This window comes from uncultured Microbacterium sp., from assembly GCF_937927635.1.
GTDB lineage: Bacteria > Actinomycetota > Actinomycetes > Actinomycetales > Microbacteriaceae > Microbacterium.
Genome location: NZ_CALBRW010000010.1, coordinates 15,880 through 28,289, shown reverse-complemented (window position 1 = coordinate 28,289; position 12,410 = coordinate 15,880). Strand labels below are relative to the sequence as shown.

At 68.2% G+C, this 12,410-nt stretch carries 16 protein-coding genes; 14 read left to right on the top strand and 2 right to left on the bottom strand.

Annotation, left to right across the window (positions count from 1 at the left end):
• Positions 1-46 precede the first annotated feature (46 nt).
• From Q0568_RS02665 to Q0568_RS02610, 12 genes are all read left to right on the top strand, one after another.
• Positions 47-658 carry a hypothetical protein gene (locus tag Q0568_RS02665; protein ID WP_298861794.1) on the top strand — a complete coding sequence of 204 codons (612 nt, stop codon included), beginning with the start codon at positions 47-49 and terminating at the stop codon, positions 656-658.
• The gene (locus tag Q0568_RS02660; protein WP_298861792.1) at positions 655-1,554 is read left to right on the top strand and encodes an SseB family protein; all 900 of its coding nucleotides are present in this window, start codon (positions 655-657) and stop codon (positions 1,552-1,554) included. Before Q0568_RS02665 ends, Q0568_RS02660 begins: the two co-directional genes overlap by 4 nt.
• Positions 1,555-1,587: 33 nt before the next feature.
• Positions 1,588-1,815 carry a hypothetical protein gene (locus tag Q0568_RS02655; RefSeq protein WP_298861790.1) on the top strand — a complete coding sequence of 76 codons (228 nt, stop codon included), beginning with the start codon at positions 1,588-1,590 and terminating at the stop codon, positions 1,813-1,815.
• Positions 1,816-1,825: 10 nt separating this feature from the next.
• On the top strand, positions 1,826-3,517 hold the full coding sequence (locus Q0568_RS02650) for a hypothetical protein (protein WP_298861788.1): 1,692 nt from the start codon (positions 1,826-1,828) through the stop codon (positions 3,515-3,517).
• Between the two features lie 113 nt (positions 3,518-3,630).
• A complete protein-coding gene (locus Q0568_RS02645; protein ID WP_298861785.1) occupies positions 3,631-4,332 on the top strand; it encodes a glycohydrolase toxin TNT-related protein in 702 nt (233 codons plus the stop codon).
• Positions 4,329-4,628, top strand: a complete 300-nt coding sequence (locus Q0568_RS02640; RefSeq protein ID WP_298861783.1) for a hypothetical protein — start codon at positions 4,329-4,331, stop codon at positions 4,626-4,628. The genes Q0568_RS02645 and Q0568_RS02640 overlap by 4 nt, the downstream gene beginning before the upstream one ends.
• A 40-nt stretch (positions 4,629-4,668) precedes the next feature.
• Positions 4,669-4,794: a hypothetical protein gene (locus Q0568_RS02635; RefSeq protein ID WP_298861780.1), complete on the top strand. Its 126-nt coding sequence runs from the start codon at positions 4,669-4,671 to the stop codon at positions 4,792-4,794.
• Positions 4,795-4,825: 31 nt separating this feature from the next.
• Complete coding sequence (locus Q0568_RS02630; protein WP_298861777.1) at positions 4,826-5,134, top strand: hypothetical protein; 309 nt, start codon at positions 4,826-4,828, stop codon at positions 5,132-5,134.
• Between the two features lie 101 nt (positions 5,135-5,235).
• Positions 5,236-5,529 (top strand): hypothetical protein, encoded by a 294-nt coding sequence (locus Q0568_RS02625; RefSeq protein WP_298861774.1) that lies wholly within the window; start codon positions 5,236-5,238, stop codon positions 5,527-5,529.
• Positions 5,526-7,190 (top strand): alpha/beta hydrolase, encoded by a 1,665-nt coding sequence (locus Q0568_RS02620; RefSeq protein ID WP_298861771.1) that lies wholly within the window; start codon positions 5,526-5,528, stop codon positions 7,188-7,190. The genes Q0568_RS02625 and Q0568_RS02620 overlap by 4 nt, the downstream gene beginning before the upstream one ends.
• Positions 7,191-7,206: 16 nt before the next feature.
• Positions 7,207-7,917, top strand: coding sequence for a hypothetical protein (locus Q0568_RS02615; RefSeq protein WP_298861768.1), 711 nt, complete (start codon positions 7,207-7,209; stop codon positions 7,915-7,917).
• Positions 7,918-8,049: 132 nt separating this feature from the next.
• Entirely contained in the window at positions 8,050-8,757 is a 708-nt protein-coding gene (locus Q0568_RS02610; RefSeq protein ID WP_298861797.1) for a hypothetical protein, read from the top strand.
• Between the two features lie 15 nt (positions 8,758-8,772).
• On the opposite strand, the gene Q0568_RS02605 is transcribed toward Q0568_RS02610, so the two are convergent.
• Together Q0568_RS02605 and Q0568_RS02600 are read right to left on the bottom strand one after the other, a co-directional pair.
• Positions 8,773-9,225, bottom strand: a complete 453-nt coding sequence (locus Q0568_RS02605) for a recombinase family protein (RefSeq protein WP_298861765.1) — start codon at positions 9,223-9,225, stop codon at positions 8,773-8,775.
• 69 nt (positions 9,226-9,294) lie between these two features.
• Positions 9,295-10,284: a malate dehydrogenase gene (locus Q0568_RS02600; protein ID WP_298861762.1), complete on the bottom strand. Its 990-nt coding sequence runs from the start codon at positions 10,282-10,284 to the stop codon at positions 9,295-9,297.
• Positions 10,285-10,450: 166 nt separating this feature from the next.
• On the opposite strand from Q0568_RS02600, the gene Q0568_RS02595 reads away from it, so the two are divergent.
• Positions 10,451-11,329, top strand: a complete 879-nt coding sequence (locus Q0568_RS02595; RefSeq protein WP_298861759.1) for a neutral zinc metallopeptidase — start codon at positions 10,451-10,453, stop codon at positions 11,327-11,329.
• An 82-nt stretch (positions 11,330-11,411) separates the two neighbouring features.
• Positions 11,412-12,377, top strand: coding sequence for a prolyl aminopeptidase (gene pip, locus Q0568_RS02590; RefSeq protein ID WP_298861756.1), 966 nt, complete (start codon positions 11,412-11,414; stop codon positions 12,375-12,377).
• The last annotated feature ends 33 nt before the right edge of the window (positions 12,378-12,410 follow it).

Genomic DNA, 12,410 nt, shown 5'->3' with positions numbered 1-12,410 from the left:
CCACGTTCTTCGCCGAGTTCTCCGCCCTGAACTTCGGAGGCGACTGATGAGCACCGTCAAACCCATCTTCCGCGAACTGTTCCAAGCCGTGCTCAAAGGCTTCTCCCACGCGAAGACCAGGCTCCACCAGCTCACCGACAACATCAACACCCACCTCGACGATCTGACCGACGGGGTCGACGTCCTCGACAGCAAGCGCGTTGACGTGGACACCACGCGGACGCGCCCGACGGCGATCGATGACAGCGTGAAGCCCGCGCCGCGACAGGAGCTTCCGGAGAGCCTCGCCGCGACCTTCACGGACGGCGAGTACCGCACCGTGGAGACCACTGAGGCCGTGACCCTGTATCGCGTCTACGGGCACTCCGCCGAACAGGGCGGGGCGTTCGCGACGACGTCGACCTCGGGCAACAGGATCAACGCGGCCATGGAGAGCGCGCTTCTTCCGGAGTGGAAGAACTCGCGCGAGTTCGAGGCGACCCTCGAGGTGCCTGCGGGCCAGATCCTCAACATCGGCACCGTGGCTCCCCAGACGACCATGTCGGGAGCGGTGCTGCCCGGAGGCGCCGACCAGATCCTGCTGCCCCGTGACTGGCCGAGCTCGTGGGTTCAGAACGTCGACCGCCTGCCGGTAGGTTTTCAGGGGAGGCTCCCATGACCACGCCATATGAGGATACGGTTCGCGCTGCTCTGCAGACGCTGGAGGCGGCTTCGGCGAACGGCGTGTTTCCGGCGGCGCTGAGTTCGTCGTTGCGCCGACAGCTCGAGGACGAGCTTCGCGCCGTTCACGACGGACGCCTGCAGCCCCGCTCGCTGGCCACCGCTCTGAGCCACCAGATGTTCGATTCCGGACATATCGACGACGACTTCTCGAGCGCCCTGGACGCCATGCTCGCCGCAGAGGGGAGCGCTTCGGGCGCACCGACGCTCCTTCCGCGGGTGACAGTGCGTCAGATGAAGGAAGCCGACGTGCGGACGCTGAAGACGGCAGGCCCGCTTCTCGGGAACTACGGCCTTCTCGTGCCCGCGATCACCTCTGACGACGTCACCAGACTGATCACCGTCGACGTCGAAGGGCGCCGGATGCTCCCGGCATTCTCGTCGCGCGAGTTGTTCGACGAATGGGCGAGCGGCGCGACCGAAGCAGCCGCGCGCGCGACCCTGGTGCCGGCGGGCGGCGTGGGAGGCTTGGCCTCCGGGGTCGACATCGTGATCAATCCGCTCACCGAGCGGCTCATGCTCACCAACGAACGGACGATTCCTGCGGGTGCTGTGAGCTTCGGACGCCCGACTCAGATCGATCCGCGCGTGCTGACGGCGGTGCGGACGGCGAGCGACATGGCCGGGATCGCTCGGGTGTCGCTGGCTCAGGTGGTCTCGGAGGGACGGTCTTTGCTGACAGCCGTCCCGACAGGTGACGCCGCTTCGGTCAGCGCCTTCGCCGCGGCGCTGGGCGAGACCCTGCCGTCGGGAGTCGGCCTGGACATCCTGCCGGGTGATACTCGACTCGGTGCGGCTATCGCCGCTGAGATCCCGCCCGTCTCCGAGCTTTAGACTCGGGACTGAGACGATCGGAGCAGGGGACTGATGACCGGAACGCAGAGCTACTACTGGTACAACCTCACGACGCAGTCCGTCGTGCAGGCCGATGAGCGTCCTGGTGACGATGTGATCGGCCCGTTCGCGAGCGCCGCCGAGGCGCAGGACTCCCCTGCCGTGCTCGTCGAGTACGCCCGTGCATGGCTGGCGAGCGACGAGAGCGAGCCCTACCGGGCGATGGCCTCCGAGAACGACGACAGCGCTGACTACGCGTGACGCTCGCACGATGAGGTCGAGGCGCCGCCTGGCGGCATCCCTGGTCGTCGTGCTCGCGCTGGGCCTCGCGGCGTGCGCGCCGGCGATGCCGGAATCCGTCGTTCCGAAGACGAAGATCACCGTCGGGTGGACCGGCACGCTCACGTCGACGAACGCGGCCGTGTCTGGGACCTCCGGCAACACCGACGTCGCAGCCGTTGTGCGCGCCCGGTTCGGCGACGTCGTCGACGGCGCCTTCGTGCCCGATGCCTCCTTCGGCACCGTGAAGATCGTCTCGAAGGATCCGTTCGTGGTGCGCTACGACCTGGCCCAGCCCGCGTGGTCGGACAGCATCCCGCTGGATGCCGCCGACCTGCTGCTGGGGTGGGCGGGCGCGTCGGGATGGTTCGGGAAGGATGCCGCCGATGCGCAGGCATCCGAGACGCCCGTGCCCCGCGTCGACGAGTTCGCGAGGTCCATCGACGTGACGTTCCCGCATCCGACGATCGGGTGGCAGACGGCGGTCACGGTGCCGGTGCCCGCGCACGTCGTCGGCGAACGCGCCTTCGGGCTCGACGATGCGATGGAGGCGAAGCAGGCGGTGATCACCGCCATCCACGACCGCGACGAGTCCGCGCTGAAGAAGATCGCGAAGGCCTGGAACAAGGGCTTCGACCTGCCGAAGAAGGGGAGCATCCCCGCCGACACGCTGCTCTCCAGCGGCCCGTTCGTCGTCGACGGCGTCGAGAGCGCGCAGGCGGGGCAGAGCGTGACGCTCGTGCCCAACGCCGCGTACCGCGGGACGCCGACGCCCAAGGTCGCGCGCATCGAGCTGGTGCCGCGCGGTGACGAGCCGGTGGCCGATGCCGGCGGGCGGCTGGACATCGTGCAGGTGGCGCCGGATGCCGCCAATCGCAAGCCGATCCACGAGCTCGAGCGCAAGGACTTCACCGCGGAGCCGACCGACGACGGCACCATGTGGGCGATGATGCTGAATCCGCGCGGTGTGTTCAGCACTCCGCAGGCACGGATCGCCTTCATGCACGCGACCTCCGCGAACGCGATGGCGCAGCGGGGCGGCGGACAGTGGGGGAACGCGTTCGCGGGGACGACGTCGATGACGACGGCGCCGGACTCGGAGGCCTACGCGGTCGTCAACGAGGATTCCGGATTCACCGCATCGCTCGGCACTCCGGGAGACGAACCGGCACTGCAGCGCAGCGGCGCCGGCGTCGCCGACGGCGCGCGGGTGTGCGTGCTGTACGACAGGGCGAGCGAGTTCGCCCGTGGCGCGTTCGCATCGTTGCGCGAGACGGCGCTCGAGGCCGGCTGGAACGCCGTCGACTGCGGCGCCGACGGCATGAAGGCGGCACTGCAGAAGCGGCAGTGGGATGCTGTGATCACGCGAGTGCCGATTCCGCAGACTCCCGACCAGATCGCCGCCCAGTGGGGTTCGCAGGGCGCCGAATCGATCACGGGCAACGGCGATGAGCATCGTGACGAGCTGATCGCGCAGCTGTCGCAGACCGTCGACGTGTATCAGGCCAGGGAGATCCGAGCGCAGATCGAAGCGTCGATCGTGCGCGCTGCGGTGGCGCTGCCGATCGCCGTGAATCCGCGCGTCACGATCGTCGAACGGGGAGTCGGCGCGGTCAAGGCGCGCAATGGCGCCGGGGCGTCACTGATGTGGGGCGCCGCGACATGGACCGTCGCCCCTTCCTGATCGGCTCGGCCCGTTGGGCGGCGGATGGGCACTTCTCCCCATCGCGGGATCCACGACTGCTCATCTGGCTTTGTTGTGGAGGGTGAACCGCCTCCGCAGAAGGGGACGATTCGATGAGCTCGGTGAAACCGATCATCCGAGAGTTGAAGCAGGCCGCGATGAAGGGCTTCGCTCATGCTGACCTCAAGCTTCACCAACTGACGCACAACATCGACAACCATCTCGATGACGTGATCCGGCGCGTCAAGGACAAGGACAACTTCGACGGGACGCCGCACAAGCCGAGCGGCCCGGGCAGGTCGCAACACGGCGACGATCGCCTTGTACCGCGTCCGGAATGTCTGAATGAGAAAGGCGAAGTTGATTGGTCGAAGGCACCGAAGAACGGATTCGTCTTGGATTCAGATGGAAACCCGATCATGAGTGATCATGTTCCGGATGCCGGCGATAGGTTCGATCGTTATGGCGATGCGAACGGTCGATATGTGTCGCCGATCACGGAGGAAGGACCTTTCTCCTACGACAGTCGATCGCTTCCGTACAAGGAGAATCCGAACGCATATCACGAGTATGAATGGGTGCACTCACCCGCCGACGTGCAGTCTGTATATGACGGACTTGATGGCGATGCTCGGGGCGCAGTTGATGATGTGCTCGCGAAGTACGATATGGATCTGAGTGATCTGGCTCACGTCTCTCGAGGAGATGCTGCGCCGATTCCGGACTGGGGAACTTCAGGTGGGGCGATCCAGGATCTCCTCCCTGTGAGCGTGGACCTGCTCGATAAGATGGGCATGATCAAGGAGGTCGGGTGATGGGGATCAGTGAACTTCTCAGCATCGTGAAGGCTGAGAATCTCGACACTCCGGTGATCAATGGAGTGGGGAGCCTTCACCTCGACGCTGTCGTGGCGGAGCAGAATGCTGGCGGCTGGCGAGTTTATCTCGTGGACGAGAGGGATCAGGTGATCGCGCCCACGCTGCGAAGCTTCGACGATGAGTCGAGTGCCCTCGAGCATGTTCTGCGCAAGCTTCGGCAGGTCGCGAAATCCCGGCAGTCCATGGCTAGGTTGAATGCACGAACTGACGCCTCGAACCCGCCGAGTTCTTAAGCTGTCCAACCAGGGCGCGGGAGACGAGGCAGGGCAATCGATGGCAGTGAGTCCGGCGTATTCGGGCGCGCATGAGCATGCCCGGCGCGAGCTGCCGGACCTGGAAGAGCTCGAGGCCGCGCTGGGGATCGACTTCCCCGACCCGCCGGACGTGCGGCTGCCATGAGGCACGAGGCGCTGACCGCCCGGAGGAGAAGATGGTGGAGGATCGAGGACTGAGTGACGCGATCATCGCGTACCTCGGCAAGGGGCGTTCGGCCTTCCCACGTAGCGACGAAGCGGCCGTCGCCGAACTGGCGGCTGCCGCTGAGGCCGACGGTGCAGGACTCCTGGCGCGCGTGCGCTCGGCTGTCGACGAGATGATGTCGATCCAGGTCGATTGGTCGACGAGCACTCTGTCTCAGGGAGGCCGGGAGGCTCAGCGGGTCATGGCGGAGCGTCATGCGGAGCTGGGCCAGGACGCCCTCGAGGCTCTCTACTGGATGTTCACCTACAACTGGCGCTGAGCCGTCGATGGGCACCTCTGCCCATCGACGTCCGGTTCCGGCATCCCTAGTCTGGAGCGTGAGCCCGCCGTGCGGGTCACAGTCCGGTGAGGGGGCAGGCGATGAGCGACGTCGACATCTTCAAGGCGGAGCTGACGACGGCATCCAGCACCGTGCGCTCCGCGACCGACGACGTGGTGACCGCGGCGGCCGACCTGCGCGGCGAGGACACCGGGATCGGCAATCCGGCGTCGCGACCGGCACTGCGGCTCGAGGTGCATCGCCACCTCGTCGCCCTGAACCGCGCCGCGTGGGCGCACATCGAGTCGGGGTCTCAGGTGGCGGCGTCCGCTCAGCGGATCGCCGATCGCTACACCGAACTCGAGGTCGAGCTGACCGGCCGGGAGTCGTCGTGACGCTGGTCTCGCCCCACCGCGGATTTCTGCTGGAGCGGCTCGAGGGCAGCACCGGCACGATGTCCTGGTGGTCGGGGCGGCTCATCCGGATGCGGGATCAGCTGGAGGATCTGAGCGACGCAGCGGAATCGGCGCAGGAGCTTCCGGGCGTCGGCCAGGCGGTGACGGCCGTGCGGAAGGATGCCGGTGAGCTGATCACCGCGGTCGTCTCCGACAGCGAAGAGGCCGGCCTCCTCGCCCGGGTGCTGCAGGACTACTCCGATGCGTTCGACCGGCACGCGCGGCGTGCCAACGACATGGTCGAGGAGATCGAGACGGCTCATGCCCGGTGGTCGCAGCTCTACGACGACGCCGTCGGCGCCGCTCGCACCGCTGCGGCCATCACCGCGGCGGCACCGCAGCTTCTCGTCGACGCGCTGTCGAGCGCTGCCGATGAAGCGGCCGCAGACAGGGATCTGGCCTGGCGCGAGCTGTCGGAGCTGTGGGCCGAGTACGAGACGTATCGCGCTGGCTGGGACACGGCCTACGACGACGCCCTCGCAGCGCTCGCCGGAGCGGGATCCGCCTCGCTCTCTCCGCAGGAGCGGCGCCTTCTCGTCGACCTGCTCGGCGCGGACAGCCCGGCGGAGGTGCTGCGGCTGTGGCAGGAGCATCCCGAGGCGCACGCGGATCTCATCGCCGCGCATCCGGACATCATCGGCAACCTCGACGGCATCCCTTACGACGCGCGCGCGGAGGCCAACCGGGCCCGGCTCGACGATCTGCTGAAGACCGAGCCGCCGGGCGAGCGGCGGGACGACCTCGAAGCGATCCTCCGTGCCCTGCTGGTGGAGGGCACGCCGCGACCCGCCCTCATCAGTTTCGACCCGGACGGATCCGAGCAGGTGACGGCGGCCATCGCACACGGCGATCTGGCCACGGCATCCGACATCAGCACGCTGGTCCCCGGGATGAACGGCGACGTCCACGACCTGCAGGGGTGGGGCGAGGCCGCGCGGGCGCTGAACCGCGATGTCGGCCCGGGCTCCGCCACGGTGGTCTGGTTCGGCTACGACACACCCGGACTGACGGAGGAGCCGGCCATGGGCAGGGCGAAGGACGGCGCGGCGGCGCTGGCATCGTACCTCGACGGCTTGCGCGTGCTGGCGCCGGATGCCGACGTCAACGTCGTCGCGCACTCCTACGGCAGCACGACGGCAGCCCTCGCGATCGGTTCCCGTGCGGACGGCTTCGGCGTGAACACGTTCATCGCGGTCGGCTCGGCGGGCTTCCCGAACGCCGACGGCATCGCCGAGAACCTCACGAACGGGCAGCCGCCGCGCGTCTACGCCACGCTGTCCGAGGACGACGCGGTCGCCCGCATCGGCCGGGGCACGTCGTTCGTGCATTCCGTGGTGCCCGAGCACCTCGACGGTGTCACGGTGTTCGACAGCGACGGCGGTGTCGATCGGGACGGCGACTCGCTGCCGGCGGCATCCGGACACGACGCGTTCGGCCCCGGCGCCTACCTGCAGCCCGGCTCCGAGTCGTTCTACAACGTGACCGAGATCATCCGCACCGGCGAGCCCGGCACCCAGCGCCAGGGTGAAGGCAGCACGAAGGGGTTCTGGGATGCTTCGCACTGGTGGATCAGCGATGAGTTCGAGTTCTTCGACTTCTGAGCGCAGGATGGACGCGATGCGCAACGCGACACGACGACGGCTGACGGCGGCTCTGGCCGTCGGATTGGTGATGACGATGACCGGATGCGGTGCACTGGATTCGACCGGATCGACCCCCACGGGCGATGCCCTCTACCGTGCGGGGGAGAAGCACTTCATCGACTACTCGACCGTCATGCACTCCGTGATCATGGCGATCCACGAGGGGGACTGGAGCGTCGACACGTACGGAGCGTCTCCGGTCCCGTGCCGGATCGACGGCGAGGTCGCGGGCTATGCGTTCTCGTGGGTGCGGATGCTGCAGCCCGCGCAGCTCGACGTCGACGCCGCGGCACGGACGGCCGGCGAGGCGTTCGAGTCCGCAGGGATGAAGGTCGAGACCGCCTCGCGCGGCAGCGGAGACGCTGCGGAGGTCACGGTGGTGGCCACCGGCGGCCCGGTGGGGCGCGGTGTCGTGACGATCCGACCTGCTCGGGGCACGATCGAGGCATCGGCCGCGACGGACTGCTTCCGCGGGGATGCCGGCGACCTGTCCGACATGGTGTTCGGCGGGTTGATCTACGACACGTCATGGCAGCGCTTCCCGGCCTTCGAGGGGCCTGACTGGAGCCCGCGGTTCTACTTCCCCGAGGACGGCAGCCCCGTGTACCGCGACGACGACGGCACTCCGGTGGAACCGCAACCCGCCTCGACCGATCTGCCGGTCGCGCCTTACGGCGCTCCCTGAGCGTCTCACGCGCCCGTACGAACCGCGATTCGTCCCCCGTCGTGGCAGGATATTGCCCAAGGGGGGCATGAAGTGACTGATGCGAGCGCGGACACTGCCGAATTCACGGGCGGGGAGCGGACGGGGCCGCCGCTGCGGCTGGAGTTCGCCGGCGAGTGGCACGACCTGCCGCTCACGAGGCCGTTCATCATCGGCCGTGAGGGCGATCTGGAGATCGACGAGAACCCTTACCTGCACCGGCACTTCCTCGAGCTGCAGTTCCGCGACGGGCTGTGGTGGCTGGCGAACGTCGGCGTGCGCCTGGCCGCGACGGTGTCCAGCGGCGGCGGGGCGGTGCAGTCCTGGCTCTCGCCGGGGGCGCGGATGCCGCTGGTCTTCGAGCGCAGTGTGATCGTGTTCACCGCGGGCCCCAGCACGTACGAGCTGAACCTCCATCTGGAACAGGCGTCGTACGACGTGTCACGGCATGTGCGTGCGTCGATGAGCGGCGAGACGACGGTCATGCCTGCGAGCTTCACGCCCCTGCAGAAGCAGTTGATCGTCGCGCTGGCCGAGCCGATGCTGCGCCGCGAGGGCGTCAGCATCAACGAGCTGCCCTCATCGAGCGATGCGGCCAAGCGGCTCGGCTGGACGCAGAGCAAGTTCAACCGCAAGCTCGACAACGTGTGCGACAAGCTGGACCGCATGGGGGTGCAGGGCCTGCGCGGTGCTCCGGGCAAGGCCGCGAGCAACCGCCGCGCGCGCCTGGTGGAGTACGCGGTCACCTCTCAGGTGGTCACGCGCGCCGACCTGCCGCTGCTCGACGATGAGGCTCTGCGGCTGCACGACGACGATGACTGACGGCTCCGGCCGGCTCTAGCTCTCCGCGTCGGCCAGGTGCCGGGCATTGTGGCTGAGCACCTTGACCATGATGCCGCGACGGCGCAGCTCCGCCGCCGTACGGGTCTCCTCGTCGCGGTCACGGCCCAGGGCGTGCACGTTGGCCACGACCAGCACGTCACCGCTCTTCAGAGTGTCCAGCAGGCGGGCCAGCCGGTCGCTCCAGCTCTCCAGGATCTCGGGTGCCGGATGCCGGAAGCCCTCGATGGGCACGCCGAAGCGGGTCAGATCCTCGCGCTGCTGCACGACCGACGGCATCCCCTCGCGCGCCACGACCAGCCCGACCAGGCGAGTGCCCTCGGGACGGGCCGACCACCAGTCGTGGTCGGCGTTGGACAGGCACTGGGAGCACGTCGCGGCGGCGTGCGGCAGGTGCAGCGGGCTCGTCAGCGCCGCGTCGAGTCCGGAATCGTTCGTCGCATCAGCCATGAGCGGCACCTCCGGCATCCATTCTGCCCGAGTCGGTTGAGAACCGGGCCTCTTCGACCTGATGAGGGCTCACAGCATCCCGAGCCCGCGGACCGCCTCGCGCTCATCGACCAGCTCTGCCACGGTCGCGTCCAGCCGGCTCTGCGCCCAGGCATGCAGCTCCAGACCTTCGACGATCCGCCACCCGCCATCGATCGACTGCACGGGAAACGACGAGATGAGCCCCTCGGGCACGCCGTACTCGCCGTGCGAGACGACGCCGGCGCTGGTCCAGTCGTCGGTTCCGTGCACCCAGTCGCGCACGTGATCGATCGCGGCGCTCGCCGCCGATGCCACCGACGACGACCCGCGCACATCGATGATCTCCGCACCGCGCTTCGCCACCCGCGGAATGAAGGTCTGCTCCTGCCACGCCCGCACGTCGCCTACTCGCTCGGCGAGACGTTGTGCTGCGGGCGCGCCGTCGATCGTCGCGTGCGAGACGTCGGGGAACTGCGTGGCGGAGTGATTGCCCCAGATCGGCACCCGGCGGATGCCCGCGACCGGGGCGTCCAGCGTCTGGGCGAGCTGCGCCCGCGCCCGGTTCTCGTCCAATCGGGTGAGCGCCGTGAAGCGCTCGGCGGGCACGCCGTCGGCCGCGGATGCCGCGATGAGAGCGTTCGTGTTGGCGGGGTTGCCCACCACGGTCACGCGGATGTCGGATGCCGCATGCGCGGCTATCGCGGCGCCCTGGGGACCGAAGATCCCGCCGTTGGCGGCCAGCAGGTCACCGCGCTCCATGCCCGGACCGCGCGGGCGCGCGCCCACCAGCAGGGCGATGTTCGCACCGTCGAATGCCACTGCCGCATCGTCGGTCACCTCCACGTGCTGCAGCAGCCCGAAGGCGCCGTCCTGCAGCTCCAGCGCCGCGCCCTCGGCGGACTTCAGACCCTGCGGGATCTCCAGCAGCCGCAGACGCACGGGCTCATCCGGCCCGAGCATGTCGCCTGCCGCGATGCGGAACAGCAGTGCGTAGCCGATCTGTCCGCCGGCCCCCGTGATCGTGATCGTCGTCGCCATGTCCTGAGCCTACGTCTCTCGTCGAGACCCCTCATGATCGTCGAGACCCCTCATGATTTGTCGAGACCCCTCGTGATCGTCGAGACCCCTCGTGAGCCGCGCAGTTCATGAGGGGTCTCGACGGTGCTGAGGGGTTTCGAGGCGCTGGGCGGGGTACCTTTTGTGCATGACGTTCAATCCGGATGCCGACATCTCGGGCAACACCACCCGCCGTCGCGGCGGCCGTACCGTCGCTGTCGCCGGGGGCGGCGTGGGCGTGCTGGGCATCGTGGCACTGCTGGTCGCCATGTTCGGCGGGCCTGACCTCACCGGCCTGGTGGGTGGCGCGCCCGGCGCCGACCAGCAGCAGTCCTCGTCCAGCGACGTGAACACGCTCGCCGAGTGCAAGACGGGCGAGGACGCCAACACGAACGACTCCTGTCGTATGGCCGGTGCCGAGCTCATGCTCAACGAGTACTGGGCCGCCCATGTCGACGGCTACGTCAAGCCGACGCTGACCATGGTGGACGGACAGACCGCGACGCAGTGCGGTACGGCATCCAACGCCGTCGGTCCCTTCTACTGCCCGCCGGAGCAGGGCGTCTACCTCGACCCCACCTTCTTTCAGCTCATGCAGCAGCAGTTCGGGGCATCCGCGGGATCGCTTGCTCAGCTGTACATCGTCGGGCATGAGTGGGGGCACCACATCCAGAACATCACCGGCGTCATGCAGAAGCATCCCGACAACGGCACCGGGCCCACCAGCAACAGCGTGCGCACCGAGCTGCAGGCCGACTGCTACGCGGGTGCGTGGCTGAAGGACGCCGCGACGCTGAAGGACGACAACGGCCAGCCGTTCGTCCAGACGTTCACCGAGGCGCAGCTGAAGGATGCCGTCAACGCGGCCTACGTGGTCGGCGACGATCACATCCAGCAGCAGTCCGGGTTCGTCAACCCGGAGAGCTTCACGCACGGCACCAGCGAGCAGCGGCAGTTCTGGTTCGCCAACGGCTACCAGAACGGCCTCGGCGTCTGCGACACCTTCGCCCCGGGGGTCAAGCTCTAGCGAGAGGCGCTGTCCCGCGTGGCACGCCGGATTCAGGTTACGGTGGAAGTGCCCGGTCACGGGCTACTCGGGGGAGTGAAGCATGGAACTGGACGGGCTGTATCCGCCTATCGAGCCGTACGAGACGGGCGATCTGCTCGTCGGTGACGGCAATCGCATCCACTGGGAGCAGAGCGGGAATCCCGACGGCAAGCCCGTCGTCTTCCTGCACGGCGGACCCGGTGGCGGCACCTCGCCCTGGCACCGGCGGTTCTTCGATCCCGAGGTGTACCGGATCGTGCTGTTCGACCAGCGCGGATGCGGGCGCAGCACGCCCCATGCCAGTGATCCGGATGCCGACCTGTGGTACAACACCACCTGGCACCTGGTGGCCGACATCGAGCTGCTGCGCAAGAACCTCGGCATCCGGAGCTGGCAGGTCTTCGGCGGTTCCTGGGGCAGCACGCTCGCCCTGGCGTACTCGCAGGCGCATCCGGAAGCCGTCACCGAGATCATCCTGCGCGGCATCTTCACGCTGCGCCGGCACGAGCTGGAGTGGTTCTACGAGGGCGGGGCGGCGGCGCTGTTCCCCGACCTGTGGGCCGATTACGAGCAGGTCATCCCGCCGGTCGAGCGCGGCCGGATGATGGAGGCGTACCACCGCAGTCTGTTCGATCCGGATCCCGCGGTGCACGTGCCGGCCGCTGTCGCGTGGACGAAGTGGGAGGCGTCCACGATCACGCTGAAGCCGGATCCGGAGCACGTCGCCGAGATGACGGAGTCCGCCCACGCCACGGCGTTCGCCCGCATCGAGAACCACTACTTCGTCAACGGCGGGTGGCTGCAGGAGGGCCAGCTCATCGACAACGTCGGCGTGATCCGCGACATCCCCGCGGTGATCGTGCAGGGTCGCTACGACGTCTGCACGCCGATCATGACCGCGTGGGATCTGCACACGGCCTGGCCCGAGGCTGAGCTGGTCATCGTCGATGACGCGGGGCACTCGGCATCCGAACCCGGCATCGTGCGCGCGCTGCGCGCCGCCACCGACCGCTTCGCCGTGCTGTGACTCCCGCCGGGCGCCCGCGCCGACGTCGCGCTC

Excerpts from the sequence above, each read along its gene's own strand:
- Q0568_RS02665 (WP_298861794.1), top strand. The coding sequence starts at position 47 with ATGAGCACCGTCAAACCCATCTTCCGCGAACTGTTCCAAGCCGTGCTC.
- Q0568_RS02660 (WP_298861792.1), top strand. The coding sequence starts at position 655 with ATGACCACGCCATATGAGGATACGGTTCGCGCTGCTCTGCAGACGCTG.
- Q0568_RS02655 (WP_298861790.1), top strand. The coding sequence starts at position 1,588 with ATGACCGGAACGCAGAGCTACTACTGGTACAACCTCACGACGCAGTCC.
- Q0568_RS02650 (WP_298861788.1), top strand. The coding sequence starts at position 1,826 with ATGAGGTCGAGGCGCCGCCTGGCGGCATCCCTGGTCGTCGTGCTCGCG.
- Q0568_RS02645 (WP_298861785.1), top strand. The coding sequence starts at position 3,631 with ATGAGCTCGGTGAAACCGATCATCCGAGAGTTGAAGCAGGCCGCGATG.
- Q0568_RS02635 (WP_298861780.1), top strand. The coding sequence starts at position 4,669 with ATGGCAGTGAGTCCGGCGTATTCGGGCGCGCATGAGCATGCCCGGCGC.
- Q0568_RS02630 (WP_298861777.1), top strand. The coding sequence starts at position 4,826 with ATGGTGGAGGATCGAGGACTGAGTGACGCGATCATCGCGTACCTCGGC.
- Q0568_RS02625 (WP_298861774.1), top strand. The coding sequence starts at position 5,236 with ATGAGCGACGTCGACATCTTCAAGGCGGAGCTGACGACGGCATCCAGC.
- Q0568_RS02615 (WP_298861768.1), top strand. The coding sequence starts at position 7,207 with ATGCGCAACGCGACACGACGACGGCTGACGGCGGCTCTGGCCGTCGGA.
- Q0568_RS02605 (WP_298861765.1), bottom strand. The coding sequence starts at position 9,225 with ATGGCTGATGCGACGAACGATTCCGGACTCGACGCGGCGCTGACGAGC.
- Q0568_RS02600 (WP_298861762.1), bottom strand. The coding sequence starts at position 10,284 with ATGGCGACGACGATCACGATCACGGGGGCCGGCGGACAGATCGGCTAC.
- Q0568_RS02595 (WP_298861759.1), top strand. The coding sequence starts at position 10,451 with ATGACGTTCAATCCGGATGCCGACATCTCGGGCAACACCACCCGCCGT.
- pip (WP_298861756.1), top strand. The coding sequence starts at position 11,412 with ATGGAACTGGACGGGCTGTATCCGCCTATCGAGCCGTACGAGACGGGC.